Below are 24,906 nucleotides of genomic sequence, written 5' to 3' on the forward strand. Positions count from 1 at the left end.
AGAATAAAAAAAGCAGAAAGCTGGTATCAAGGCCAGCTTTCTGCTTTATATTCAAATTTGAAGTCTCACACTGTTTTTGACCTATTGAAGATCCTATGCGCCTGTCCAACTTTCGATATACCCTGCCCAAAACAAAAATAGCCGATGAACCTGCTTCGCCGAGAGGGAAGTGCAAAATGATGGTACTGAACCGGCGAAAAAAAGACATCGAGCATAAAGTCTTCGAAGATATCGTCTCCTATTTTAAAAAAGGGGATCTGCTTGTGTTGAATAACAGCAGGGTCTTCCCCGCAAAAATCTTTGGTCAGAAAGAGAAGACTGATGCAAAAATTGAAGTCTTCCTGCTCAGAGTGCTCAATAAAGAGGCTGGATTGTGGGATGTTCTGGTTGATCCTGCACGCAAAGTAAGAGTTGGCAACAAGATCTACTTTGAGGAGGATGTGGTTGCTGAAGTTGTTGACAACACCACTTCACGGGGAAGAACCATCAGGTTCCTCAATCCAGACATCGATGTTTTCAGTCTCGTCGAACGCATCGGCAATATTCCCCTGCCCCCCTACTTCACCCGTCCACCCCGTGAATCAGACAAGGAAAACTATCAGACCGTCTACGCCTCCGAGACCGGCGCTGTTGTAGCTCCAATGGCCGGACTGCATTTCACCATGCCTATCCTGCAAAAAATCCAGAAAATAGGGGTAAAAATCCTGCCGATCACCCTCCATCCGAGTTTGAGCACCTTTAATGCTATTGAGGTTGAGGATGTCTCCAAGCACAAGATGGATTCTGAATACTTTAATATCCCCTATCAAACGGCCATGGAGATCAATGAAACCAAGGTCAACAAAACAGGACGGGTTATTGCTGTTGGAACAACAACATGCCGAGTGCTTGAAGCCAATGCTACGGTTGACGGGAAGATCAAGTTTGGAAGGGGTTGGACCGACAAGTTCATCTATCCCCCTTACCAGTTCAAGGTAACCGATGCGCTTTTGACCAATTTCCAGCAACCTGAAACCACACTGCTGATGACGGTAAGCGCTTTTGCAGAACACCGCCTCCTGATGGAAGCCTATAAAACCGCGCTCAAGGAGGACTACCAGTTTCTGGCCTATGGAGATGCCATGTTCATTCATTAACCAGTGAAAGTACTTGACCTTTTATGCAAGCAACAGCCATTATAGCCGCAAGCGGTATCGGAAAACGGATGCAGCTCAGGGAGGGTGAGAGCAAACAGTTACTTGAAGTCGGAGGGTTTCCGGTTATCTACCATACCCTGAAGGCTTTTCAGATGGCCTCTTCGGTTAAAGCCATCTATATTGCCACCAGGCTGGAGAACAGGAGCATACTCGAAGAACTTGCTGCTGCCTCGGGTTTCAGTAAGCTGAAAGCCATTATCGAGGGCGGAAAAGAGCGACAGGATTCCGTTTACAACTGCATCCGTGCCATTGAGGAAGAAAAACGCCTGACAGGTGCTTCTGCAGAGATCATTCTGGTTCATGATGGTGCACGCCCCTTTATTCGTTCTGAAGAGATTGATGAAATTGCGCGCCTCTCCATGCAGTATGGCGCCTGTGTTCCGGCAAACAGGCCAAAAGACACGATCAAGTATGTCGGGGAGAATCCGGAGTTTTTTGGTGAAACCCTTGACCGCAGCAAACTTCTCCAGGTACAAACTCCCCAGGGTTTTCAAAGCAACCTCTTGATCCAGGCGCATGAGCAGGCAGAACTGGAAGGGTGGTATGCAACCGATGACGCTGCGCTGGTCGAGCGTTTTTTTCCTGAACAACCCGTAAAAATTTTTGAAACCGGCTATCACAATATCAAAATTACGACACCGGAAGATATTCCCGTTGCCGAGGCGATATTCAGCCAGATTTCAACACGGAGTTAACACCGCAAAAAAAGAACAAATAAAACATCATCTCGGCTTGTTTATTCCTGAAGCCTATAGTATATTTTCAGCCGGTAAAATGGTGAGGTAGCTCAGTTGGTTAGAGCACAGGATTCATAACCCTGAGGTCGAGGGTTCAACTCCCTCTCTCACCACCACTGTAAAGCGGGTGTAACTCAGTTGGTAGAGTGTTTGCTTCCCAAGCAAAATGTCGCGAGTTCGAATCTCGTCACCCGCTCAAAGTCAGTGGGCAATATTTAATCTCTTTTTCCAGTGTACCAATTATGACTCAATCCTCTGTTTTTTTTGGTCCGGTAACTGTTGAAGAGATCAATACCACACAAATCATTGATGGCCAGATGGCCCGCCACCTCGGTATTGAAATGACCGAAATCGGACCTGACTTCATGACGGCAAAAATGCCCGTCGATCATCGTACCATACAGCGTATCGGAATTCTTCACGGGGGAGCCTCACTGGCTCTGGCTGAAACCGTCGGAAGCATTGCCGCCTCTTACTGCGTTGACCGTAACTCTTTTTACATTGTCGGTCAAGAGATCAATGCAAACCATATCCGTCCGGTCAGGAGCGGTTTTGTCTACGCTACGGCAACTCCCCTGCATCTTGGAAAAAGCTCACAGGTATGGGATATCAGAGTAAAAAATGAGGAGGGTAAACTTACCTGCGTCAGCCGCTTTACCGTTGCTGTCCTGAAAAAAGCTCCGCTCCCTCAATAAATAGTGACTCTTGCTATTTTTTTAATACATTTATTTCATTCAGCGTAGAAATTTTTCACAGTCGTAGAAGTTTTTCACATTTATTGCAGATTTCAGGGTATGCAAATCATACAATCAGAAACTCTCGTCTCGCCGCTCGACACCGCCTCAAATAGTTCCGAGGAACTTCTCCACCAGCTTGCTGCACAGCAAAAATCACGCAAGAAATGGCTTCTCATCCAGCCGGTAAGCAACACCAGCATGATGGTCGATTCCGGTACGGTCAGTATGCCGTTAAACCTGATTATGGTTGCCACCATCGTCGGAACGCTCTTTGACGTCACCTTTATCGATGAGCGGCTTGGAGACAAGATTCCTGAAGATTTTTCCGGATTTGATGTCATAGCCATCACCTCGCGAACACTCAACGCATCACAAGCCTACCGGATCGGCGACAGGGCATTAAAACAGGGCAAAACCGTTATCCTCGGCGGAGTCCATCCCACCATGCTGAACGAAGAGGCCTCCCTGCACTGCACCAGCGTGGTCTACGGTGAAATTGAGTCCATCTGGACAGAACTTGCCACTGATGTGCTGAAAGGCAAAATGCAGCAGGTATACCGGGCAAAGGAGCTAAAGTCGATGAGCGACATGCACCGCCCCGATTTCAGCTATGCCCTTTCATCAAAAAGCTCGAAAAAATACAGCTCACGCATTCCCCTGCTTGCAACAAAGGGTTGCCCTGTCGGGTGCAACTTCTGCACAACACCAACCATTTACGGCAAGAACTACCGCTACCGCGAGCTTGACCTGGTACTCGATGAGATGCGTTACCATCAGGAGCGGGTTGGGAAGAAAAATGTCAATTTTTCCTTCATGGACGACAACATCAGTTTCCGTCCCAAGTATTTCATGACCCTGCTTGAAGAGATGGCCAAGCTTGGCGTACACTGGAACGCCAATATCTCCATGAACTTTCTCGACAAACCCGAAGTTGCCGAACTTGCTGGCCGCTCCGGCTGCGATCTGCTCAGCATCGGGTTTGAATCGCTCAATCCGGAAACCCTGAAAACCCTCCACAAGGGCTCCAACCGTCTCAGCAACTATGAACAGGTTGTAAGCAATCTCCATAAAAACAAAATTGCCATCCAGGGATACTTCATGTTCGGTTTCGACAACGACACCGAAGAGAGCTTCCAGCTCACCTACGACTTCATCATGAAAAACAAGATCGAGTTTCCGGTATTTTCACTGGTCACCCCCTTCCCCGGAACACCCTATTTCGATGAAATGAAGCCCCGCATCCGCCATTTCGACTGGGACAAGTACGACACCTACCACTACATGTTCGAGCCAACCAACATGACTGGCGAAAAAATGCTCTCAAACTTTGTCAAGCTCCAGAAAGAGGTCTACAAGGGAGGCGCCATCATGCAGCGCATGGCAGGCAAACCGCTCAACTGGGTCTGGCTCGCCAACTACGCTATGAACCGCTTCACCAGCAAGCTGACGCCGGAATATTATTACTGAGGGGTATTGGGTGCTGGGCTTAAAAAAAAACCTCAGCATTCTGAAATTTCCCTTCGGAAATCTCGTTCTTGCCCAAGTTGATGAGTTTCAGAAAGGCAATGGTATCGATGCTTGATATTTGCTTCAATCGCAACGCTTACCCTTACAGTTCTTTCTTTTCTTGAGCAATCAAGTCAATATATATTTCTTCAATTTTTTCCCTTGCCCAGTTTGTTTTTCGCAAGAATTTCAAACTCGATTTAATACTTGGATCATTATAAAAACAACGAATTTCTATCATTTTATAGAGTTCTTCCCAGCCATAATGATTTACCAGATCACAGAGTATTTTTTCAAGAGTTAATCCATGCAGTGGATTATTTGGGTGATCATTCATATTTTGATACTCTCCACGTATCCTTATACATTAGATTATTTTACTGTAAATCTTACAAGCAGTCAATGCAGTGGTTTACTTGATCTGTTATAACGGGTTATTTGTCGTTATAATGGCCTTTGGCGGAAAGGACATCCTTCGATTCGTAAAGATAACCACAGACACAAAACGAAAAGGCTGGAGGGATCGTCCCAATACAGAGACTCCCCTCCAACCTGCCATCACCACATTTTCGTTGTCAATTATCCATCGTCAACGGTCAATCATTTTTTCGGTAACTCCACCTTCAGATGCAGCTCCTTGAGCTGAACGGGCGTCACCTCTGATGGTGAGCCCATCATGAGATCCTGCGCCTGCTGGTTCATTGGGAAGGCGATGACCTCACGGATGTTCTGCTCGTCGCAGAGGATCATGACGAGGCGATCGAGACCGGGAGCAATTCCTCCGTGCGGTGGTGCGCCAAGCTTGAAGGCTTCGATCATGTGACCAAAGCGTGCGTCAACCTCTTCGCGGCTGTATCCGGCAATACCAAAAGCCTTGTACATGATCTCCGGCTTGTGGTTGCGGATGGCGCCGCTTGACAGCTCAATGCCATTGCAGACGATATCGTACTGGTAGGCAAGAATATCGAGAGGCGGCATGGTTTCAAGCGCCTCCATCTCTCCCTGCGGCATGGAGAAGGGGTTGTGTGAAAAGTCGATCTTTTTGGCCTCCTCGTTGTACTCGTACATGGGAAAATCAACGATCCAGCAGAAGGAGAGTTCATCCTTGTCGAGCGTAAAGAGATCGCCGAAGTAGGTTCTCATACCGCCCATGATCTTGCAGGTCGATTCCCACTTCCCTGCCCCGAAAAAGACCACATCACCGGTCTCAAGGCCAAGGTGCTCTTTGAGCGTAGCAAGATCCGCTTCGGAAAGAAACTTGACCACAGGCCCTTTTGGTCCCTCTTCCCTGAACTGGATATAGGCAAGACCGCCTGAACCAAGCTCTTTGGCGCGTTTCTCTGCCTTGTCGTAAAAGAGCCTCGATTCATTGCCGCGACCCTTGACAACAAGTGCCTTGACGCAGGAGCCTTCTACCGTACTATTTGCAAAGACTTTGAAGGCTGAACCAACAAAGAGTGGCGTAACATCGCTGATTTCGAGAGGAATCCGCAAATCGGGTTTGTCGGTACCGAAGCGGTTCATCACCTCTTTATAACTGATTCTCGGAAAGGGAAATTGCGTGATCCGCTTGTGCGACATGGTGCGGGTAAGATGCTCAATCATCCCTTCAAGGATCGTAAAGAGATCGTTCTGCTCAATGAAGGCCATCTCCATATCGAGCTGATAAAACTCACCGGGGCTGCGGTCAGCACGGGCATCTTCATCACGGAAACAGGGGGCTATCTGGAAGTAGCGGGGAAAACCTGATACCATGAGCAATTGCTTGAACTGCTGGGGCGCCTGGGGCAGTGCATAGAATTTACCCGGATGAAGGCGGCTTGGCACAAGAAAGTCGCGTGCACCCTCTGGCGAGCTGGAAGTAAGAATCGGTGTCTGGATTTCGATAAAATCCTGTTCTTCAAGATAGCGGCGTATAGCAGCAGTCAATCGGCTGCGAAAAATGATATTTTCATGAATTTTTTCACGGCGCAGATCAATGAAACGGTATTTCAGCCGCAGCTCTTCCGAAGTCACCACCTCGTCGGCTACCGGAAAGGGTAATGGATGTGCATTACTTTCGACCGTAATCTGACTGACAACCACCTCAATCTCGCCGGATGCGAGACGGGAATTGATGGCTCCCGGAGCGCGAAGAACCACAACACCCTCAATACAGATAACCGATTCCACATGCAATTGCTCAGCTTTTGCGAAGAGCTCCTGCTGCTCAGGCTGAATAACAAGCTGGCTGATGCCGGTATGATCCCTCAGATCAATAAATATAAGGCCCCCATGATCACGTTTTCTGTGAACCCAGCCGGCAAGCCTGACGGAGCCATGCTCACGCTCCGGACAGAGTAATCCGCAATAATCTGAGCGGAACCGGTTTTTCAGAGTCTGCGTGCTCCCTGCAGCTTTACTCATAATATTCCTATAGTCCTTTGTATTGTGAAATTGTAAAAACTTAAAAGCATGAATATGAAGAATTTTTTCTCATTTATAAAACCGGGGGCAGGGGTCGTCTCAATAGACAAGCTCTCCTCCAAACTCGGTAACAAGAAAGCGGATGACCTCATTGCTCTGTGAAAGTTCCTGAAAAAGGGTAAACACCGTCTTTTCCCTGGTACAGGCATCTTTTTCGGCATCATAGAGAATACGAAGCTGGAGTGGCAAGGCATAAAATTCTGAAATTTCCTGCTGCAAAACCGACCTTTCCTGCTGAAGCTCCTCATAGGAAAATTTTCGGCAACAGGCGATATCGAGCACTCCGCCAGCACTGCATGCAACAAGCTCGCAGGATTGCAGGTGCATTGCCATGAAGTTCCGGTTTTTTTTGGCTACATGTTCAAGAAACTGGTGCCATTCCACCCTGAGTGTTGCAAGATCAGCAACGGAGTCAAGAGCCCCGGCAGCATCGTTACGCACGATTTCGGAGGAGGCGGAAACAAGATGCCGCTTCGTTTCGGGATTAGAAGCAAAATTTGAGAGCTTTTTTTGCCATGAACCAAGATCAATCTCTCCACTTTCTGAGGGCTTCACCGGAGGTGCAGATGAGGTTGGTGGCACGGAAAGTGACACAGCAGGAGCTGGCTGCCTTTTCAGGGGCTTGTCAGGTGCTTTTTTTTTTGAGCCTGCAGTTGAGGCTGTGGTTCCGCTGGCAAAGCTGCCGCAGGAGCTGGGTGCACAATATCAATCAGCTTGAGCAGCGCAAGCTCAAAACGGAACTGGTATTCGAACTGAAACTTCAGCTCTTTCTGGGTCAGCAGAAGAAAATCGACCATCTGCATAACCGCAAAAGGAGAGAAATTTCCTGCATCGCGCTGGTAACGTTCACGGATTGCATCGGGGCGTTCAACCAGACGGGTGGAACTGAGATTCTGTACCACCAAAAAATTCCGCAAATGCTCAATCAGCTTTTCAAGAAAATCCTGTTCGTCATAACCGTTCCTGATGACAAACTGTGCAACGTCAAGCATCTTGACCGCATTGCGCTCTGCAACGGCATCAGTGACCTCAAAGAGATGCTCATCATCGATGTAGTTCAGCAATTCAGCAACACCGGAATAGGTGATACTTCCTGTATGATCATTCTCGGCTGAAAATGCGATAACCTGATCAAGAATACTCTGCGCATCGCGCATGGAACCCTGCGCCTTACGCCCGATAAGCTGCAAGGCATCGCCATCAACCGTTATCTGCTCGGCGTCACAAATAAACTGCAGTTGCTTCTGGATCTCCTCCAGCGGAATTCGTTTGAAGTTGAACCGCTGACAGCGGGAAGCAATGGTTGCCGGAATTTTGTGCAGTTCCGTAGTGGCAAAAATAAAAATAGCGTGAGGAGGGGGCTCCTCAAGTGTTTTCAGAAATGCATTGAAGGCCGCAATGGAGAGCATGTGCACCTCATCAATGATATAGACCCGATAGGTTCCTTTCTGTGGCCCGTAGCGGACATTTTCCCGCAACGTACGGATATCATCGACACTGTTATTGGATGCGGCATCAAACTCCGCAATATTGAGACTGGTACCTGCATCAAAGTCCCTGCAGCTTTCACACTCTCCGCAAGGCTCGGTAACCTGCTGCAGATACTCAGCATCTTCCATCATCTTCTGGCAATTCAACGCTTTGGCAAAAACCCTTGCCGCTGTTGTTTTGCCAACACCGCGTAACCCCGAAAAAATATAGCCGTGACCAACCCTGCCCATGCGAAGCGAATTCTGTATGGTGCGGGTAACATGCTCCTGTGCGGTAATGTCTGCAAATTTTACCGGACGATACTTCCGGGCTATAACCTGATAACTCATTCTGGCTGTTGATTAATGTCCTCTAACAAAGGGGCAAGGGGCAAATCCATGCTGTTTTTCAGACACTCCGTAACACCCTTGCTGATTGTTTTTAAATGTACGCTATTACCTCCTGAAATCAGCAAACCGTTTTCATCACCCCAGAATCCGCTGGGTATTATTGCATAAAGATCGTAGAGCGTCATGGTATAAAGATCGCGACTGATTGCAAGATCACCATTTACAGTTACATGGAGCAGACCGTTCTGCAGCAGGATATCAATAACCTTTCTTAAACCGGAGGGAGTGAGACCCTCAATAACCTTCAACATTTTTTTCATATTCATGGCATTGCCACTCTTCTGGCCATTCCAGATATGAGCAAGCACCGACAGTATCTCGGGCACTCCACGCAAGGGGCTGAATACATCGGCGATCCTCTCAACTGGTTTGAGCGCGCCAAGACAAAAAACAAATTCCGCACCGGTCAGCACCACAATCCAGCCAAGATAGACCCAGAAAAAAAGCATCGGAATAACCGACAATGCTCCGTAAATATGTTCAAACGTTGCAATATGCGTGATGTAGAAAGTAAACCATCTCTTTGAGAGTTCAAAAAGAAGCGCAGCAAGCAGCGCACCGGAAAAGGCATGAACAAACCTGACCCGACGGTTTGGTACCAGCATATAGAGCAGAAAAAAGGCCGCAACGGAATTAATAAAGGGGAAAAAAGAGAGCAGGCGGGTTTTCAGCTCAAGCAGAGGACCATCGGTAAAAACCATATACCAGACATAGGAGCTGGCAGCAAGACTGCTTCCAATAAGTACCGGCCCAAGCGTCAGAACTGTCCAGTAGAGGGTAAAACCCTGCAAGGCCTTGCGAGGCGCATGAACTTCCCATATTTCATTGAGCGTATGATCAACCGTTGAGATGAGAAAGAGTGCAATGATAAAAAGGAACACCCCTCCAAGAATCGGCACGCTGGCGGTCTTGCCAATAAAATCAGTCAGATAGTGATTGAGCACATTGCCGGCTCCAGGCATAAAATTCTGGACAAGAAAATCTTCAAGAGAGCGCTTGAAGGGGGTAAAGACAACAAAAACATTCAGAATGGAAAGGATAACGGCAAGGATTGGCACAATAGACAAAAGCGTCTGAAATGCAAGCGAACCAGCGCCAAGAAAAATTCTGTCATGAATAAAATTTTTCCAGAAAAAAGGAATAAATACACGCATACAGGAGACCAATTCGACAGCGTTGCTCTCTGTTTTGGGGTTTTGCCCTCTTCTTTCCTTCTCTCCCATCTCCCCCTCTTTTTGTTGGCAAGCCTCCCAATCCTGCAAGGTAATGCTTTGCCAGGCCAATTACGTCACGTTACACGGGTTGATCCGCTCCCAACCGATCTGACCCTCGTCATCAGCAGCAAACCAAGAATAAAAAAAAGCAGCAGAGAGGCAAGTGCAGCTTTCTGGCTCCCAGCCTGAGCTGATACCAATCCAAAAACAAGAGGCCCCGCTATGGCCGAAGCCTTACCAAAAGTACCATCATAAAAACCGAAAAACTCGGTCACATGTTCCTGGGGTGTCAGCCTGGTCATCATGGATCGGGAGGCCGCCTGGGATGACCCCATTGACATACCAGCAAGCATTCCTGTATAAAAAAAGAGCTCCTTGCTGTCTGCAAAGATAGCCGCAACAACCACAACAAACCAAATCAGGAGGGTAATGACAATGGTACGTTTCGGCCCGATTTTATCAGTCACAAAACCAAAAATAAGAGAACCGGCAATGGCCGTCGTTTGCACCAACATAAAAAACCGAATCAGCTCTCCAGTCGTAAAGCCAAGAGTGTTCTGGGCATAAATCGACGAAAAGGCGATAACGGTCAAAATAGCATCATTGTAGAAAAAGTAGGCCAGGAGAAAACGGGCAAGGTCGGGATAGCTCATAATATGCTGAACGGTGTACTTCACCTCCCTGAGAGAACAACGGATAGCAGTAAAAGAAATTGCAGGCCTATCCCCTTTTTTTTCATCCCGCAGCACCAGAAAAAGCGGAGCGGCAAAAAGAGCAAAAAAAATCGCAACGACCAAAAAGCTCAACTGTACATTCGGCATATTGGACAAAACAATACCCTTGCTGAGCAGCGGCTGAACCAGCAGCAGAATGGAGAGGGCGCCAAGATATCCCATGGCAAAGCCGTACCCTGAAACCCTTCCGATGCTCTTGGCAGAAGCAAGCTGCTTGAGATAGGAATCATAAAAAACAAGCCCACCCTCAAAACCCATATTGGCAAGAACGAAGAGCAGAACAGCTACCAAAGCCATTCCAGGGCCCGAAAAGGAGAGCAGAGCTGTGGCAACAATCGAGGTAAGGGTAAAAAAAAGAAGAAAACGCTTCCGTTTTCCGGAATAATCGGCTGCAGCCCCGAGAACCGGAGAGATCAGGGCAACCAGCAGCATCGAGAGACTGACGCTGAAACCCCACAGGGCATCTCCTGAAGGTTCCCCTTTGCAGATAACATTTTTGAAGTACAGCGGAAAGACAAAGGTGACCATCATCACGCTGAAGGAAGTGTTGGCAAAGTCAAAGAGCAGCCAGGAAAACACTTTATATTTCTGCCTCTCTCGCAACACCTCCCCTAAACTCCAGCAATATGCTGAAAGAGCGATTCAAAGAGCGCTCTTCCGTCAAGCGATCCGAGCATCTTTTCGCTGGCCCTTTCGGGATGGGGCATCAGGCCAAGCACATTGCCCTGGCGATTGACAATACCGGCAATATTGCGAAGGGAACCATTCGGATTCGCCTCATCAGTCACCCTGCCCTCTGCGTCGGCATACCTGAAAACAATCTGCTCATGCTCCTCAAGGCTTTCGATCACTTCTGGTGGAGCAAAATAGTTGCCTTCACCATGTGCAATCGGAATGCTGAGCAGTTGATCAGGCTGGTATCTCTGTGTAAAAATGGTCGAACAGTTCACCGCTTTGAGCGTGGTCTGGCAACAGAGAAACTTTTTGTCACGATTCCGCGAAAGAGCGCCTTCAAGCAGTCCGCTTTCAAGCAGCACCTGAAATCCATTGCAGATGCCAAGCACAGGAAAACCTTTGCGGGCAAAATCGATCACCTCCTGCATGATAGGAGAAAAGCGGGCAATTGAGCCAGCCCGAAGGTAGTCGCCATAGGAAAAGCCGCCAGGCAGAATAATTGCCTTTGCTCCCTGAAGATCATGATCATTATGCCACAGCATGACGGGCTTGATGCCGTCGAACGAACCAACAGCATACTCCGTATCATGATCACAGTTTGAACCCGGAAAAACAACGACTCCTACAGTTACATCAGCCATAATTGAGTACTATTTAATTGACTTGCTCCAGTTCGAAGGAATAATTTTCCATAACCGGATTCGATAACAATTTCTGACTGATTTCGTTACAGATACGTTCAGCCTCCATCAAGCTCTCTTCATTGATGGTTACTTCGATATATTTGCCGATTCTTGCTGATTCCACGGTGTGGTAACCAAGATTTTTCAGTGCATGCTCGACAGCTTTACCCTGAACATCAAGAATGGACTGGCGCAGGGTAACCTTTATTTTTGCAGTATAGGGCATTATCATGCGTATGGTTGAATGGAAAAAATCAGGTCTGCCACTGGCGACGCCACAACAGCGTGAGTGAGCGTGCAATACCGAGCAGAATATACAACAACATGGCAAGAAAAAAAGCTTTTGAATGAAAGAGAAGAACGCAGAACAAGGCCACAATGTAGAGCGCCATTTGAACTGGCTTCTGACGGAATGATTCTGCAGTAGGCTTGGGAAGGGCGTCATAATTGACCTTACTGACCATGAGGAGCGCAAGCGCTGCAGAAAGCCCAACCAGAAAGGACTGCATCAATGAGGGAGGAAAAATCGGGTCGCCACTCATCCAGAGCACAAACCCGGCAATCGTCAGCGCCTGGGCGGGTGTCGGAAGACCAGAAAAAGAGTCTTTGTTATAGCCAATCATCGTGATATTAAAGCGGGCAAGCCTCAGTCCGCTGCCAATCATCAGCAAAGAGCTGACACAGATACCGGTAATACCCGGCAGTCCTTCAAGTCCGAATTTATAGACCAAATATGCCGGAGCAGCGCCAAAAGAGACCAGATCAGAAAGAGAGTCGAGTTCCACACCAAAATCAGAGGTACCGTTGGTAATCCTGGCCACAAAACCATCGAGGGTATCAAAAAAAGCCGCCAGAATGATAAACCAGCATGCCGCAACAAAACTCCCCTCTCCCGACATGACAATGGCAATATAGCCGGAAAGCATGTTCATAACCGTAAACACTGAGGGAACAAACGATCGCGACACAATGGGAAAGAGTGGCGAGCGATCTCGTGAACTGTTTTTCAGAAAAGGAGGATAGCGTTTCTGATACCTTTTTTTACCAGCATCATCCATATATGAATATCCATCGTAAGAGTAAAAGAGTATCCGCAACAGGCAGAAAAGAACCTTAAGGGAACTTGACTTTCAAAAAGTTATAACGATAACAGAGAGCGAGCAAAAGCTTTACTATTGCGCTTTATAACAAGTTACAAGAGCAATAAACGGCAAAAACAGAATCCTGATTACAGAGTCCCGATAAACCAAACCGGCAAACCCGCTTTTTTTCAGCCCCCTGTCTACACAGAATTTTAAGGTAATGAAATTTATACTCTTTTAGCAATTCTGCATTGAGTGGGCCACTGCACACCTCTGCATGATAGGTGAAAGATGCATTGCATTTCGCTCCCATTGCAAATAACGTGTTATCCATAATGATATATTGCCAGAATTGTTGTATTCCGGATTCAAAATACCAACCCGTTTGACGACAGTTGGGGGGGATAACCCCGCCATTCTACATTATGGCGATCAATCACAAGGAATAAATTTGGGAAAATGAAAATTCCGTTAATTGGGGCGGGATGGACGGAATGGAATTGGGGCGGGATCAACGGAATGGGATTGGGGCGGGATCAACGGAATGGGATTGGGGCGGGATGAACGGAATGGGATTGGGGCGGGATGACCCCGCCCCTACGGGGTTTAATAACTTTCGTCGGGGGAGGGGAAATTTGACTGGCGGACGTCTTCGACGTATTGCTTGGCGGCGTGTTCAATAACCGTATTCAAATCGGCGTATTGGCGGACAAAACGGGGATGGAACTCGCGGTTGAGACCAAGAATATCGTTGATGACAAGCACCTGGCCATCACATGCAACCCCGGCGCCGATGCCTATGGTAGGAATAGTCAGTGAGCGGGTCACTTCGGCTGCAAGCACAGATGGAATTTTTTCGAGTACAATGGCAAACGCTCCCGCCTCTTCGATAATTTTTGCATCCTCAAGGAGCTGCTCTGCTTCCACCCCTTCCTTGGCCCTGACCTTGTAACTCCCATACTTGTATATAGATTGCGGCATCAGACCGAGATGGCCCATGACGGGAATCCCGACGTCGGTAATCCGCTTGACGGTATCGGCAATGATCTTGCCTCCCTCCAGCTTGAGAGCATCACACCCATGCTCCTTCATGATCTTTCCCGCATTGCGCAAAGCCTCATCACCTGAAATCTGATAGCTCATGAACGGCATATCAACGACCACCATTGCCCGACCGCTTTCGTCGTGCACTCCCCTGACAACAGCCTTCGCGTGATAGACCATCTCTTCAATCGTAATCGGCAACGTTGTACTATGGCCGGCAAAAACATTGCTTGCGGAATCGCCGACCAGAAGAACATCAAGACCAGCACGATCAAGAATTCTCGCCATGGTGTAATCATAAGCCGTAAGCATGGAGATCTTCTCCCCGTTATGCTTCATATCGAGCAGCCTTCGGGTGGTAACATGAGCCGATTTTTGTTGGGCACTTTTGTTCATAGTGTCTGCTGCTTAATGGATTAAGTCTTCCTGATGTTCCAATATATCCGATAAATCGCAGGGATGAAGCTTCACCGCTTCGACACCGTGCAGCTTCCCGGCAGCAGAGCACATCAGCTCTACCAGAGAACCATACTCGGGAACGTAGCCAAGAATCTCTTCAAGAGAGGTCGTTTTTCGCTCCATTGCATCCCTGATCTCCTCAAAAACACCCCCGTCTGCATGAGCAATAAAGCGGCAAAGCTCCTTATGCCGCGCCGACAGGGGAAGTGAACCATGCTGCAAAAGGACGTGACGATTTCGCCGCTGGGCTGAACCAACCAGTTTCCGTCCCCCTACCTGCAGTTCATACCGTGCTGAAGCCGTAAAACAACTGACCCCCTCAGGCGCCACAACACCCTGTGTGCGGGAAAGAGTCGAACGGCAGAAGCCAGCAAGAATCCCAAGCTCTTCAAGAGCAAGCTGGATAACTGCATGAACCATCCGATAAAGCCCGGAGTTCTGCTCTTCGGAGTCTGCAAAAAAACTGTAGGTAAACTCCTCTGCATGAAACACCGCTCTGCCACCGGTAGGCCTTCTGACAACATCAATACCTTCAGTGTGGCATTTGAGGGTATCAATACCCGAAATATCCTGATTGTACCCTATGGTAATCGCGCAGGGGTTCCAGCCATAAAAGCGCCAGAGACAACTTTCGCGACCGAAGCGCCGCTGAAACCGACCATCGAGAAATGAGGCCATCAATTCCCGATCAATGGCCATATTCTCCTCGCCAGTATGAAAACCAGAATCCAGACAATAAACCTTTTGAAAAAAAGTGTTCCCCATTGCAACCCCTCCAGGGTGCTCCACAAAACGCTGCGCACTATCGACCACAAATTCGCACCAAGATAATAATTATTTTTACCCCTTACATTGTTTGTGTCCTGTGAGACGGGTATTTTGCGGGGAAATATGCCATCGCCAACCACCGACTCGATCCTGTTCATGGAAACAAAAGTAGTTGAGAACATTCTTGCCTCATTCCGACACATAGCCGTCGTCGGATTGTCCGCAAAAGCTGATCGACCAAGCAATGGCATTGCGCGCGCCATGAAAGCCCAGGGATACACCATCTATCCTGTCAATCCCGGTATTGAAGAGGTTATTGGTCTCCGCTGTTATCCCTCTCTTTCAGCAATACCGCCTGAAATAAGCAAAAAAATAGAAATCGTCAACATCTTCCGCAAATCGACAGATGTCCCCCCCATTGTTGATGAAGCCATTGCCATCGGTGCAAAAGTTATCTGGATGCAGCTTGGCATCACCAACGAAAGCGCAGCAAACAAGGCTCGCAATGCAGGACTTATCGTCATCGAAAACCGATGTATCGCTGTCGATCAACGCTACCTTATTCAATAAAATCTTCATCACCTTACCAAACAGTCATTACCCTACTCATGCCACGTATTACAGTTGCTCTCATTTTTGGAGGCAGGTCAACCGAACACGAAATATCAATCATCTCTGCAAAATCAATAGCAGCCAATATCAGCGCCGAACGTTACAAGGTTATTCCGCTCTACATTACACATCAGGGAACCTGGCTCTGTGAGGGCATTGCCCGCGACATTCTGAACCTTGACCTCTCCGCTCTTTTGAGAAACTCATCACCTGAAGCAGCAGCGATGGCGCTTGACAGGATGGTTGAAGAGGCGGAGCAGAAACCCTTCAACCTCGATTTCAGGGCTATCGGCATTGAAGTGGCATTTCTGACGCTTCATGGCACCTATGGAGAAGATGGCCGCATCCAGGGCTTTCTGGATACCTGCAACATTCCCTATACAGGCTGCGGTGTACTGGCATCAGCGCTCACTATGGATAAAGCGCTCACCAAACTCTGTGTTGCAGATGCAGGCATTGCTGTTGCTCCATCCATAACGCTTCTCAGTGCCGAGTACCATGCCGATACGGAAAAAGTTCACTCCCGGATCGAAGAGAAGTTTATCTATCCATTTTTTGTCAAACCGGCAAACCTCGGCTCCTCAATTGGAATCTCAAAGGTGCATCACCGGGAACAACTCCCTGCAGCCCTAAAAAGCGCCTGTTCACTCGACTCAAAAATAGTGGTTGAAAAAGCAATCACAGGGCGTGAAATTGAGGTTGCTGTACTTGGCAATGATGAACCGGAAGTCTCCGTTTGCGGCGAAATCGAACCCGGCAGCGATTTCTATGACTATCATGATAAATACATTCACAACAGTGCAAAACTGTTTATTCCGGCACGCATTCCCGACGAAATGCAGAGCGAGGTCAGGAGCATTGCACTCAAGGCATACAAGGCGCTGGGATGCAGGGGTATGTCGAGAATAGACTTTTTTGTTGACGAAAAGAGGGGAACCATCGTCCTCAATGAAGTCAATACCATTCCCGGCTTCACCGATATCAGCATGTTTCCTCGACTCATGGCTGCAAGCGGACACTCTTTTCCTGAACTTGCAGAGCGATTGCTGCAGCTTGCACTGGAAACCCTGCGACCATGATCAATGAACCCTATCTTTTTTTTGCAGAAGTCTCCCTTGACATATCGAGAGGAGAATTCCAGGCAGGCATCGAAAAACTTGAACCCTTTTCCGATCAGTTCGCCGACTCGTACCTATTTCACCTGCTCTATGCAAAAGCGCTCAAAGGGCTCAGGTACAACACTCTGGCCAGCGAATATTTTCGAAAATGCTGCACCATCGCCCCGGCAAACCAGATCGCATGGCAAGAGCTTGTTGAACTTCAGGCTTCAGGCGAGGGCGATACAGCCAGCGCACGATCCCCCCTGTTCGACCCTGTCACCGATGAGCTTGAAAAGCTGACGGCAGCTCTCATGAACTTTGAACCGGTAAAAACTTCTGAAAATGCTGATCCCACGTCAATTTTTGAACAAAAGCAGCCTTTTTCTGACGACACAACCATTGCCGTACCCACTGAAAGCCTTGCCCATCTCTTTACAGCACAAGGTGCGTACAAAAAAGCAATAAAAATCTATACCATTCTCATACAATTAAAACCACAGAATGCTGAAATCTACCAGCAGGAGATAGAAGCGCTCCTCGACCAACTATAAATGCACAAAGAAAAACAGAATCCATAAATGAAACTATTTGGCCAAGATATATATTGTACACTGGAGTATGTTAAACTGAACGGGATAATGGCAGGCACACTGAATGGTTATGAATCGACACGTAGTATCAGGAATTTTCTCATTTTTCTGCAGTGCTGCACTGTTTCTTGCTTCCTCATCAACCGTCATCGGCAGTGAAAGAGTAGAGAAAACACTCTCGCTTGCCAACTGTATAGAAATTGCACTGAGCAATGCCACTTCAGCCAAAAAGGCAGACGCAAACCTGAAACTGCGGGGTTCAGACGTTTTAAGACGTTACGGCAGTTTTCTTCCCCGACTTTCGGTATCGGCTGGCTATGCACCTTATACACTCAGCCGAACCTATACCACAGGCTACCCTGTAGCTGAAGTACAGAAAACCACCATGAAATCGGCGGATTTGACTCTTTCCACCTCACTGAATCTGTTTAACGGATTCAGTGACTACGCATCCCTGCAAGCATCGCTCAAACAGGAGCGCGCCGCAGAATATACCCTTCAGCGAGTACTCGAAAGTGTTGTGTACGATGTTACCCAAACCTATTTCCAGGTACGACTGAACCAGGAACTTCTTGCTATTGCACGCGAAAACCTTCTGCTCGCCCAGGATCAACTGACCCTGACTGACCGGCAATTTCAAATCGGCCTTAAATCAATGACCGATCGTTACCAGCAACAGGCCGATGCTTCTGAAAGCGCTCTCCAGGTCATAAAAGCAGAGACCCGTATGCAACGCAGTATGTCTGAACTGCTTCGACGCCTTCAGATAGAGCCACAAACAAGGATACTCCTGATAGCCTCTCCGGAAGAGTTGAAAGTCACTCTTTCGTCAAAACTTGATATTGACAGCCTTGCCGCCACAGCTCTTGAAAGAAGAACTGATCTTAAAAGCAAACTCCTTGAAACCGATGCAGCCAAATGGCAGACAAGGGTATCACGAGCGCCATGGTATCCAAGAGTTGACCTTGGTTTCAACGTCAGTACAGCGGGAAGCGAGTACCTGCATAACGAATACGCCTATCCCCCGCTTTCTGAACAGTTGCGCCATACGGTCGGATACTCGGTATCCCTGAACCTCAATTGGGCGATCTTTGACGGATTTCAGACCCGCTACAATGTTGAATCAGCCAAAATCAACCAGTTGAACCAGCGACTTGATTATGATGATTTGAAAAGAGACATCGTTATCGACCTTCAGCAGAGCGCAGGCGAGTATACCTCCGCATTCATGCAGATTGAAACGGCCAACCTCAGTTTTACGGCAGCACAGTCGGCATATGAAGGTATAAAAAGAAAATATGAACTTGGCGCTGCGGGATTTGTAGAGCTCAGCTCGGCACGAGCTACCCTTTTCAATGCCCGATCCAATCTTTCCCAGGCCACCTTCAATCTCGCTTTACAAAAAAGCATTCTTGATTTCACAACAGGCAACATAACCATACCACAGCTAACCGAATCCAGTATACCACTCAGATGAGTAAACAAAAATCCTTGCTGAATCGAAAAACAATATGGATCTCCCTCGCAGCAGTTCTGCTCGCAGGAGGATTGCTCTTTTCCTTTTTCAAGCTTCGCGAAAAACCAGTTGAGGTTACCACCGAAAAGGTCTCCATCAAAGAGGTTGTCCATATCGTCACGGCTACCGGAAAAATTGAACCCGCGCTTGTAGTCGCCATGTCGCCTGACGTTTCAGGGGAGATTATCGAGTTGCCCATCAGGGATGGACAGAGTGTAGAGAAAGGAGAGCTTCTCTTTAAAATTCAGCCAGACCTCTATGTAAACCAGGTCGAACAGAGTCTCGCCCAGCTTAATTCCGCAAAATCACAAAGTATGGAGACGCGGGCCAGAAAGCTCAAGGCAGAGGATGATTTCCATAAGGCATCACTGCTCTACAAAGAAAAGCTGATCTCCGAATCAGACTATATCACATCGAGAACCAATGCACAGGCAGCACAAGCCGCCTACCAGGCATCAATCTACACAATAGCACAAAACAAAAGCCTGCTTGACCAAAATCAGGACAGGATGAACAAAACCGTAGTACGGGCTCCAATCAACGGCACCATCATAGCCCTGAACAGCAAGCCGGGGGAACGCGTTGTCGGTACTGGTCAGTTTCCCGGAACCGAGGTACTGCGACTGGCAAACCTCGACAGTATGCAGGTAGAGGTAGAGGTAAATGAAAACGACATTGTCAATGTAAAAACAGGTAATCCAGTCTCCATCACTGTTGATGCATACGGCGATCGCATCTTCAGGGGAGTTGTGCATGAAATTTCCAATTCAGCAATCTCCCAGGCCGCTGGAACCCAGGATGAGGTCACCAATTTTTCGGTAAAGATCCGCATCTTCAACCATGACAGGATGCTAAAACCCGGTATGAGCGCAACGGCAGATATTGAGTCCGTGCGGATAAAAAATGCTCTGGTCGTGCCGATTCAAAGTGTAACCATCAGAGATGTATCTGGTAATACTGCGAACAAAAAAGCTCAAAAATCAGACATCAAGATAACCACCACCAGCAAAGAACCCGAAAGTCGGCAAGGTGTTTTTGTCGTTAAATCAGGTCGAGTATCGTTCCGACGAGTGAAAACAGGGACGACCGACAATACCCATATTATCGTCACCGCTGGACTCAGCAAAGGAGAAGAGGTTGTTTCAGGAAGTTATACCGCCATTACCAGTCAGCTCAAAGAGGGAAGCAAGGTTAAACAGCAGCAAAAATAACCCGGAAATGGAGACTCAAGCTGTCATCACCATGAAATCGCTCTGCAAATTCTATGAGATGGGCGATCAGGTTGTCCACGCACTTGACTCGATCAACCTTGACTTCAAACTGAACGACTACGCAGCAATCATGGGGCCATCGGGAAGCGGGAAATCAACTCTGATGAATATTATCGGATGTCTTGATACACCAACCTCCGGCACTTATGAGCTCAACCATCAGAGTGTTGCGGAGATGGATGACGACGAACTGGCGCGTATCAGAAACCGTGAAATCGGCTTTGTTTTCCAGACCTTTAACCTTCTGCCCCGCCTGAACTGCCTGCGCAATGTCGAACTTCCGCTGATCTATGCCGGAGTACCGCCTGAAGAACGGCAGGAGCGAGCACGTGAAGCGCTTATCAAAGTGGGGCTCGGCGACCGGATAACACACAAGCCCGCAGAACTATCCGGTGGCCAGATTCAGCGAGTAGCCATAGCGAGAGCGCTGATTAACAAGCCCTCCATCATTCTTGCTGATGAACCGACCGGTAACCTCGATACCGCAACAAGCCACGACATCATGGATATCTTCGGTTCGCTTTCCGAAGCAGGCAACACCATTATCCTGATCACCCATGAAGAGGATATCGCCCGCTATACCCGCCGAGTCATTCGTCTCCGGGATGGAAAAATAGAAAGCGACACCAGACCATGAAGACGGACTACCAACAGTTCCGCTATGAAACCCTGGAAAGCCTGAAAATGGCCTTCTATCAGATACGGGCAAATAAAATCCGCTCGTTTCTGACGGCGCTCGGCGTCATTATCGGCATTGTAGCCATCACCATGATGGGTACAGCCATAAACGGCATCGATCTGGGATTTGAAAAAAGCCTTGCCATGCTCGGCTACGATGTTATCTATGTCCAAAAATCATCATGGAGCACAATGGGACAATGGTGGAGGTATCGAAACCGCCCGGACCTTAAAACGAACTATGCCGATCAACTCAATCGCATTATTGCCGATACTCCCAACTCTGAACTGCTCATTGCTGTACCGCAGATGTCGACCTATCAGGCCTCGGCAAAGTACCGGGAACGGATACTTGAGCAGGTCTTTTCGCTCGGAACAACCCAGGAATACCTGCAAACCGCATCCGGAAATCTTTCCACCGGAAGGTTTTTTACTGCCGCAGAATCACTCAGCAGCGAGATGGTAGCAGTCATCGGTGACGATATCGCCACCGGCCTCTTTCCCGGCGAACCCGCACTTGGCAAATCCATCCAACTCAAAAACCGCAAACTTCGAATTATCGGCATATTTAAAAAACAGGGCAAGTTTCTCGGCCTCTTCAGTTTCGACAATCAAATCATCATGCCACTTGGCGCCTTTGAGAAGGTCTATGGAAAAAACATGTTCATCACCATCAGGGTAAAAATCAAAAACCAGGAGCGTGTTGCTGAAGCAAAGGAGGAGTTACTCGGACTGATGAGAAGAATCAGGAGACTCTCTCCTGGCAACGAGGAAGACTTCTCCATCAATGAACAGCAGGCGTTTAAAAGTCAGCTTGACCCTATAAAAAATGGCATAGCCGTCGCAGGTATCTTCATTACAGGGATGTCGCTCTTCGTTGGCGCTATCGGCATCATGAATATTACCTTTGTAAGCGTCAAAGAGCGCACCAGGGAGATCGGACTTCGCAAGGCGCTCGGCGCCAGACGCCGGACAATTCTCTTGCAATTTCTCATCGAATCGATAATGATCTGCCTCATCGGTGGCGTTATCGGTCTCGGGACAGCTCTCGCCATTACCCTCGCCATCGAAAAAATTGTGCCCGATTTTCCGATACAATTCTCTTTGAATCTTGTTCTGGCAAGTCTTGTTGTTTCCGTGACCACAGGCATTATTTCGGGACTCGCTCCAGCCGTGACAGCCTCAAAGCTCGACCCTGCAGACTCGTTACGTTATGAATAGGAGGAAGTATGCTACTGCGTGAAACCGTCATCCAGGCGCTTTATTCCCTGGCTGTCAACAAACTCCGCTCATGGTTGACCATCATGGGTGTCGCTGTAGGCGTATTCTCCATCATTGCCGTCATGACAGCCCTTGATGCCATCGACAAAAGTGTGGAATCAGGGCTGACAAGCCTCGGAGCCAACACCTTCCAGATACAGAAAAATCCTGCAACTGTTTTTGGTGGAGGCCATAGCCGCAATGTGCTTGCCAACCGTAAAGATATCACTTATAAGCAGGCGCAGCTTTTCAGAAAAAACATGGCTTCAGAAGCCAGAACAATCGGCTTCATCATTTATAGTCCGGCCAATCAGGCAAAATATGCCAACCTGGCCACCAATCCTGATGTCACCATGCAGGGTGCTGACGAAAACTTCTCACTCTCAAACGGCTACACCATAGCAACAGGCCGTAACCTTTCAGAGAACGATATCCGATCAGCAAGAAACACCGCTGTACTTGGAGGTGAAGTTGCGGCAACACTTTTCCCAACTGGCGAAAACCCGCTGAACAAGTTTATCAAAGTTAACGGGGAGATCTACACAATAATTGGAGTTTTCGAAAAAAAAGGAGCCGCATTCGGCCAGAGTCAGGATAACTTTGTGCTCATCCCCATTACCCGTTACCTCGACCATATCAATGAAAAAAGCAGTTTGAGCATCACCGTTGAAGCCCTGTCACGCAAAGAGTATCAGTTGACAATTGACCGGGCAATTGGTGCAATGAGACTTGCGAGAGGACTGACCGTCAAGGATGCCAACGATTTCGAAATCAGAACAAATGAATCCCTGATCGACTCGTTCAAAGACATCAAGCTTGCCATTGGCACAGGCGCCTTCATCATCAGCTTTATGGCCCTGCTCACCGCAGGAGTAGGTATCATGAACATCATGCTGGTCAGCGTCACCGAAAGAACACGGGAGATAGGAATCAGAAAATCGGTCGGAGCTCCTCGCCGTACCATCCTCCGCCAGTTCCTGCTCGAATCATTCTTCCTCTCTCTCGCTGGCGGAGTAATTGGCGTTCTTGCAGGCATCATCGCTGGCAACGCTGTTGCGTGGAAATTCAATCTCCCTCCTATATTTCCTTGGGTATGGATAACCGTCTCCATGCTTGTCTGTTCGGGTATCGGAATGGCATTCGGACTTTTCCCGGCATGGAAAGCGGCAAATCTCAACCCCGTAGAAGCTCTGAGGCCAAAGTAACAACCTGTCCCGAAGCTGGTATACCACTCTCAGCCGATTCCCTCCGGCATCATCCAATGATCATTGCAAAAAAAGGGAACTTAAACCGCCTTAAAACTCTTTCTTAACTGTAGCAGCGGCGTTGGCAGCCGCTGGCATAACTCTCTTTTAACTCCTGAATAGCTGAGATCATGACATTTTTACAAAAACTTATCAAACCTGTAGCCTTTCTGCTCATTCTTGCAATGACCACCGTTACCTGGGGTTGTCAGACAACAACCAATGCCGGACAGGGTGCTGGCATAGGCGCAGCAGCAGGCGGCGTTATCGGAGGAATTATTGGCAGCAGATCGGGCAGTTGGGCAAAAGGGGCAATTATCGGAGCCGTCCTCGGCGGAGCTGGTGGAGCGCTTATTGGCAACTACATGGACAAACAGGCGGCAGAAATCGACCACGATGTGGAGGGAGCACGTGTTGAGCGCGTCGGCGAAGGCATCAGAGTGATTTTCGACTCCGGCATTCTCTTTTCGACTGGTTCAGCAACAATCACCTCAACCAGCCGCTACAACATTGAAAAACTCGCCCGGATTCTTAACCGCTATAACGAAACCAGTCTGGTCATTGAAGGCCACACCGACAGTATCGGCAGTGACGATGCAAATCAGTCTCTTTCCGAAAGAAGGGCCGACTCGGTAGCAAACCTCCTTGAAGCATACCGTGTTTCAGGCAGAAGGCTCTCGCCGATCGGGTACGGTGAAACCCGTCCTGTTTCATCAAACGAAACAGAGTATGGTCGCAAACTTAACCGCCGCGTTGAAGTGCTCATCTATGCAAACGACGACCTCAAACGCCAGGCAGATTCCGGAGAATTACGGTATTAACTTTTTTTAAAAGCATTCGATCCCCCCTGATGAAAAGCCCGGACACCTCTTTGTTCGGGCTTTATTATTTGCGGGTGGAAAAACAAAAAATGGTTACATTCTCCTCCAATCAATACATGACCGACCGAACATGGATGATTATGCCAATATTTTCCCCAATGGAAAACATAACCTGCCTGCCATGATCTATTTTAAAACTGCCGAAGAGGTTCTCTTTCAATGGGTTTCAAGAGTCTGCAGCGGAAACGCAGATGACATTGCCGCACTCTATAATGCATCCGCAGTGCTTATTCCTACCTTTACACCCCATACAGTAACAACTCCCGAAGGAGTCAGAAACTACTTTGGGCAACTTGCCTCAAGAGACGGACTTGGCGTACGCCTGCACAACAAGGCACTCAGAAAACAGTCATTGAGCGATACCCTTCATACCCTGAGCGGCATCTGTTCCTTTGAATTTGAAGTAGACCAGGTACTGCTCTCCTTTCCTTCACGATTCACCTTTGTCATAGACATCTCTCTTGAACAACCAATCCTGCACCACCACTCTTCACAGGTACCAAGAAATCTTTCGTAAATTGCGGTACAAAGATTCTCCTGAACAACGCATGAATTCCATGTGCGTTGTTCAGA

25 protein-coding genes and 2 tRNA genes are annotated in these 24,906 nt (G+C 48.1%); 16 read left to right on the forward strand and 11 right to left on the reverse strand.

What is annotated here, in order from left to right:
- Positions 1 to 95: 95 nt before the first annotated feature.
- The 6 genes from queA (at position 96) to PPHA_RS08010 (ending at position 4,137) form a co-directional block, all read left to right on the forward strand.
- Positions 96 to 1,136, forward strand: a complete 1,041-nt coding sequence (queA, locus tag PPHA_RS07985) for a tRNA preQ1(34) S-adenosylmethionine ribosyltransferase-isomerase QueA (protein WP_012508339.1) — start codon at positions 96 to 98, stop codon at positions 1,134 to 1,136.
- A gap of 23 nt (positions 1,137 to 1,159) precedes the next feature.
- Positions 1,160 to 1,891, forward strand: coding sequence for a 2-C-methyl-D-erythritol 4-phosphate cytidylyltransferase (ispD, locus tag PPHA_RS07990; protein WP_012508340.1), 732 nt, complete (start codon positions 1,160 to 1,162; stop codon positions 1,889 to 1,891).
- Positions 1,892 to 1,972: 81 nt separating this feature from the next.
- A tRNA-Met gene (locus PPHA_RS07995) sits at positions 1,973 to 2,049 on the forward strand.
- Positions 2,050 to 2,056: 7 nt separating this feature from the next.
- Positions 2,057 to 2,129 (forward strand) — tRNA-Gly (locus tag PPHA_RS08000).
- Positions 2,130 to 2,175: 46 nt separating this feature from the next.
- A complete protein-coding gene (locus tag PPHA_RS08005; protein WP_012508341.1) occupies positions 2,176 to 2,628 on the forward strand; it encodes a hotdog fold thioesterase in 453 nt (150 codons plus the stop codon).
- Positions 2,629 to 2,727: 99 nt separating this feature from the next.
- On the forward strand, positions 2,728 to 4,137 hold the full coding sequence (locus PPHA_RS08010; protein ID WP_012508342.1) for a B12-binding domain-containing radical SAM protein: 1,410 nt from the start codon (positions 2,728 to 2,730) through the stop codon (positions 4,135 to 4,137).
- A 142-nt stretch (positions 4,138 to 4,279) separates the two neighbouring features.
- Here PPHA_RS08010 and PPHA_RS08015 read toward each other — a convergent pair whose 3' ends face one another.
- The 11 genes from PPHA_RS08015 to PPHA_RS08065 all read right to left on the reverse strand — a co-directional run bounded on the left by PPHA_RS08015 (position 4,280) and on the right by PPHA_RS08065 (position 15,178).
- Positions 4,280 to 4,513: a VF530 family protein gene (locus PPHA_RS08015; RefSeq protein ID WP_012508343.1), complete on the reverse strand. Its 234-nt coding sequence runs from the start codon at positions 4,511 to 4,513 to the stop codon at positions 4,280 to 4,282.
- Between the two features lie 263 nt (positions 4,514 to 4,776).
- Positions 4,777 to 6,582 carry an aspartate--tRNA ligase gene (gene aspS / locus PPHA_RS08020; protein ID WP_012508344.1) on the reverse strand — a complete coding sequence of 602 codons (1,806 nt, stop codon included), beginning with the start codon at positions 6,580 to 6,582 and terminating at the stop codon, positions 4,777 to 4,779.
- Positions 6,583 to 6,681: 99 nt separating this feature from the next.
- Entirely contained in the window at positions 6,682 to 7,236 is a 555-nt protein-coding gene (locus tag PPHA_RS08025) for a DNA polymerase III subunit gamma/tau (RefSeq protein ID WP_223293883.1), read from the reverse strand.
- A gap of 20 nt (positions 7,237 to 7,256) precedes the next feature.
- Complete coding sequence (gene dnaX / locus PPHA_RS08030; protein ID WP_012508346.1) at positions 7,257 to 8,462, reverse strand: DNA polymerase III subunit gamma/tau; 1,206 nt, start codon at positions 8,460 to 8,462, stop codon at positions 7,257 to 7,259.
- Positions 8,459 to 9,745 carry a YihY family inner membrane protein gene (locus PPHA_RS08035; protein WP_012508347.1) on the reverse strand — a complete coding sequence of 429 codons (1,287 nt, stop codon included), beginning with the start codon at positions 9,743 to 9,745 and terminating at the stop codon, positions 8,459 to 8,461. Before PPHA_RS08035 ends, dnaX begins: the two co-directional genes overlap by 4 nt.
- A 65-nt stretch (positions 9,746 to 9,810) precedes the next feature.
- On the reverse strand, positions 9,811 to 11,001 hold the full coding sequence (locus PPHA_RS08040; RefSeq protein WP_083765352.1) for an MFS transporter: 1,191 nt from the start codon (positions 10,999 to 11,001) through the stop codon (positions 9,811 to 9,813).
- A gap of 80 nt (positions 11,002 to 11,081) precedes the next feature.
- The gene (gene purQ, locus PPHA_RS08045; RefSeq protein WP_012508349.1) at positions 11,082 to 11,786 is read right to left on the reverse strand and encodes a phosphoribosylformylglycinamidine synthase subunit PurQ; all 705 of its coding nucleotides are present in this window, start codon (positions 11,784 to 11,786) and stop codon (positions 11,082 to 11,084) included.
- A gap of 13 nt (positions 11,787 to 11,799) precedes the next feature.
- Entirely contained in the window at positions 11,800 to 12,054 is a 255-nt protein-coding gene (purS, locus tag PPHA_RS08050) for a phosphoribosylformylglycinamidine synthase subunit PurS (protein ID WP_041526486.1), read from the reverse strand.
- A gap of 28 nt (positions 12,055 to 12,082) precedes the next feature.
- On the reverse strand, positions 12,083 to 12,886 hold the full coding sequence (gene pssA / locus PPHA_RS08055) for a CDP-diacylglycerol--serine O-phosphatidyltransferase (RefSeq protein WP_012508351.1): 804 nt from the start codon (positions 12,884 to 12,886) through the stop codon (positions 12,083 to 12,085).
- Positions 12,887 to 13,516: 630 nt separating this feature from the next.
- Positions 13,517 to 14,350: a 3-methyl-2-oxobutanoate hydroxymethyltransferase gene (gene panB, locus PPHA_RS08060; protein WP_012508352.1), complete on the reverse strand. Its 834-nt coding sequence runs from the start codon at positions 14,348 to 14,350 to the stop codon at positions 13,517 to 13,519.
- Between the two features lie 12 nt (positions 14,351 to 14,362).
- Positions 14,363 to 15,178: a lipoate--protein ligase family protein gene (locus PPHA_RS08065; RefSeq protein ID WP_012508353.1), complete on the reverse strand. Its 816-nt coding sequence runs from the start codon at positions 15,176 to 15,178 to the stop codon at positions 14,363 to 14,365.
- A gap of 159 nt (positions 15,179 to 15,337) precedes the next feature.
- On the opposite strand from PPHA_RS08065, the gene PPHA_RS08070 reads away from it, so the two are divergent.
- From PPHA_RS08070 to PPHA_RS08115, 10 genes are all read left to right on the forward strand, one after another.
- The gene (locus PPHA_RS08070; RefSeq protein WP_012508354.1) at positions 15,338 to 15,751 is read left to right on the forward strand and encodes a CoA-binding protein; all 414 of its coding nucleotides are present in this window, start codon (positions 15,338 to 15,340) and stop codon (positions 15,749 to 15,751) included.
- 38 nt (positions 15,752 to 15,789) lie between these two features.
- Positions 15,790 to 16,872, forward strand: a complete 1,083-nt coding sequence (locus PPHA_RS08075; protein WP_012508355.1) for a D-alanine--D-alanine ligase family protein — start codon at positions 15,790 to 15,792, stop codon at positions 16,870 to 16,872.
- Positions 16,869 to 17,444, forward strand: a complete 576-nt coding sequence (locus tag PPHA_RS08080; RefSeq protein ID WP_012508356.1) for a hypothetical protein — start codon at positions 16,869 to 16,871, stop codon at positions 17,442 to 17,444. The genes PPHA_RS08075 and PPHA_RS08080 overlap by 4 nt, the downstream gene beginning before the upstream one ends.
- Positions 17,445 to 17,547: 103 nt before the next feature.
- Positions 17,548 to 18,960 (forward strand): TolC family protein, encoded by a 1,413-nt coding sequence (locus PPHA_RS08085; protein WP_012508357.1) that lies wholly within the window; start codon positions 17,548 to 17,550, stop codon positions 18,958 to 18,960.
- Positions 18,957 to 20,210 (forward strand): efflux RND transporter periplasmic adaptor subunit, encoded by a 1,254-nt coding sequence (locus PPHA_RS08090; RefSeq protein WP_012508358.1) that lies wholly within the window; start codon positions 18,957 to 18,959, stop codon positions 20,208 to 20,210. Before PPHA_RS08085 ends, PPHA_RS08090 begins: the two co-directional genes overlap by 4 nt.
- A gap of 7 nt (positions 20,211 to 20,217) precedes the next feature.
- Complete coding sequence (locus PPHA_RS08095) at positions 20,218 to 20,907, forward strand: ABC transporter ATP-binding protein (RefSeq protein ID WP_012508359.1); 690 nt, start codon at positions 20,218 to 20,220, stop codon at positions 20,905 to 20,907.
- Positions 20,904 to 22,169 carry an ABC transporter permease gene (locus PPHA_RS08100; protein ID WP_012508360.1) on the forward strand — a complete coding sequence of 422 codons (1,266 nt, stop codon included), beginning with the start codon at positions 20,904 to 20,906 and terminating at the stop codon, positions 22,167 to 22,169. Before PPHA_RS08095 ends, PPHA_RS08100 begins: the two co-directional genes overlap by 4 nt.
- Before the next feature lie 8 nt (positions 22,170 to 22,177).
- The gene (locus PPHA_RS08105) at positions 22,178 to 23,413 is read left to right on the forward strand and encodes an ABC transporter permease (protein WP_012508361.1); all 1,236 of its coding nucleotides are present in this window, start codon (positions 22,178 to 22,180) and stop codon (positions 23,411 to 23,413) included.
- Positions 23,414 to 23,583: 170 nt separating this feature from the next.
- A complete protein-coding gene (locus tag PPHA_RS08110) occupies positions 23,584 to 24,273 on the forward strand; it encodes an OmpA family protein (RefSeq protein ID WP_012508362.1) in 690 nt (229 codons plus the stop codon).
- Positions 24,274 to 24,454: 181 nt separating this feature from the next.
- Complete coding sequence (locus PPHA_RS08115; RefSeq protein ID WP_041526783.1) at positions 24,455 to 24,850, forward strand: hypothetical protein; 396 nt, start codon at positions 24,455 to 24,457, stop codon at positions 24,848 to 24,850.
- Positions 24,851 to 24,906 lie beyond the last annotated feature (56 nt).

Origin of the sequence: Pelodictyon phaeoclathratiforme BU-1 (assembly GCF_000020645.1) — a bacterium.
Classification (GTDB): domain Bacteria; phylum Bacteroidota; class Chlorobiia; order Chlorobiales; family Chlorobiaceae; genus Chlorobium; species Chlorobium phaeoclathratiforme.

Excerpts from the sequence above, each read along its gene's own strand:
- queA (WP_012508339.1), top strand. The coding sequence starts at position 96 with ATGCGCCTGTCCAACTTTCGATATACCCTGCCCAAAACAAAAATAGCC.
- ispD (WP_012508340.1), top strand. The coding sequence starts at position 1,160 with ATGCAAGCAACAGCCATTATAGCCGCAAGCGGTATCGGAAAACGGATG.
- PPHA_RS08005 (WP_012508341.1), top strand. The coding sequence starts at position 2,176 with ATGACTCAATCCTCTGTTTTTTTTGGTCCGGTAACTGTTGAAGAGATC.
- PPHA_RS08010 (WP_012508342.1), top strand. The coding sequence starts at position 2,728 with ATGCAAATCATACAATCAGAAACTCTCGTCTCGCCGCTCGACACCGCC.
- PPHA_RS08015 (WP_012508343.1), bottom strand. The coding sequence starts at position 4,513 with ATGAATGATCACCCAAATAATCCACTGCATGGATTAACTCTTGAAAAA.
- aspS (WP_012508344.1), bottom strand. The coding sequence starts at position 6,582 with ATGAGTAAAGCTGCAGGGAGCACGCAGACTCTGAAAAACCGGTTCCGC.
- dnaX (WP_012508346.1), bottom strand. The coding sequence starts at position 8,462 with ATGAGTTATCAGGTTATAGCCCGGAAGTATCGTCCGGTAAAATTTGCA.
- PPHA_RS08035 (WP_012508347.1), bottom strand. The coding sequence starts at position 9,745 with ATGGGAGAGAAGGAAAGAAGAGGGCAAAACCCCAAAACAGAGAGCAAC.
- PPHA_RS08040 (WP_083765352.1), bottom strand. The coding sequence starts at position 11,001 with ATGATGGTCACCTTTGTCTTTCCGCTGTACTTCAAAAATGTTATCTGC.
- purQ (WP_012508349.1), bottom strand. The coding sequence starts at position 11,786 with ATGGCTGATGTAACTGTAGGAGTCGTTGTTTTTCCGGGTTCAAACTGT.
- purS (WP_041526486.1), bottom strand. The coding sequence starts at position 12,054 with ATGCCCTATACTGCAAAAATAAAGGTTACCCTGCGCCAGTCCATTCTT.
- pssA (WP_012508351.1), bottom strand. The coding sequence starts at position 12,886 with ATGGATGATGCTGGTAAAAAAAGGTATCAGAAACGCTATCCTCCTTTT.
- panB (WP_012508352.1), bottom strand. The coding sequence starts at position 14,350 with ATGAACAAAAGTGCCCAACAAAAATCGGCTCATGTTACCACCCGAAGG.
- PPHA_RS08065 (WP_012508353.1), bottom strand. The coding sequence starts at position 15,178 with ATGGGGAACACTTTTTTTCAAAAGGTTTATTGTCTGGATTCTGGTTTT.
- PPHA_RS08070 (WP_012508354.1), top strand. The coding sequence starts at position 15,338 with ATGGAAACAAAAGTAGTTGAGAACATTCTTGCCTCATTCCGACACATA.
- PPHA_RS08075 (WP_012508355.1), top strand. The coding sequence starts at position 15,790 with ATGCCACGTATTACAGTTGCTCTCATTTTTGGAGGCAGGTCAACCGAA.
- PPHA_RS08080 (WP_012508356.1), top strand. The coding sequence starts at position 16,869 with ATGATCAATGAACCCTATCTTTTTTTTGCAGAAGTCTCCCTTGACATA.
- PPHA_RS08085 (WP_012508357.1), top strand. The coding sequence starts at position 17,548 with ATGGTTATGAATCGACACGTAGTATCAGGAATTTTCTCATTTTTCTGC.
- PPHA_RS08090 (WP_012508358.1), top strand. The coding sequence starts at position 18,957 with ATGAGTAAACAAAAATCCTTGCTGAATCGAAAAACAATATGGATCTCC.
- PPHA_RS08095 (WP_012508359.1), top strand. The coding sequence starts at position 20,218 with ATGGAGACTCAAGCTGTCATCACCATGAAATCGCTCTGCAAATTCTAT.
- PPHA_RS08100 (WP_012508360.1), top strand. The coding sequence starts at position 20,904 with ATGAAGACGGACTACCAACAGTTCCGCTATGAAACCCTGGAAAGCCTG.
- PPHA_RS08105 (WP_012508361.1), top strand. The coding sequence starts at position 22,178 with ATGCTACTGCGTGAAACCGTCATCCAGGCGCTTTATTCCCTGGCTGTC.
- PPHA_RS08110 (WP_012508362.1), top strand. The coding sequence starts at position 23,584 with ATGACATTTTTACAAAAACTTATCAAACCTGTAGCCTTTCTGCTCATT.
- PPHA_RS08115 (WP_041526783.1), top strand. The coding sequence starts at position 24,455 with ATGATCTATTTTAAAACTGCCGAAGAGGTTCTCTTTCAATGGGTTTCA.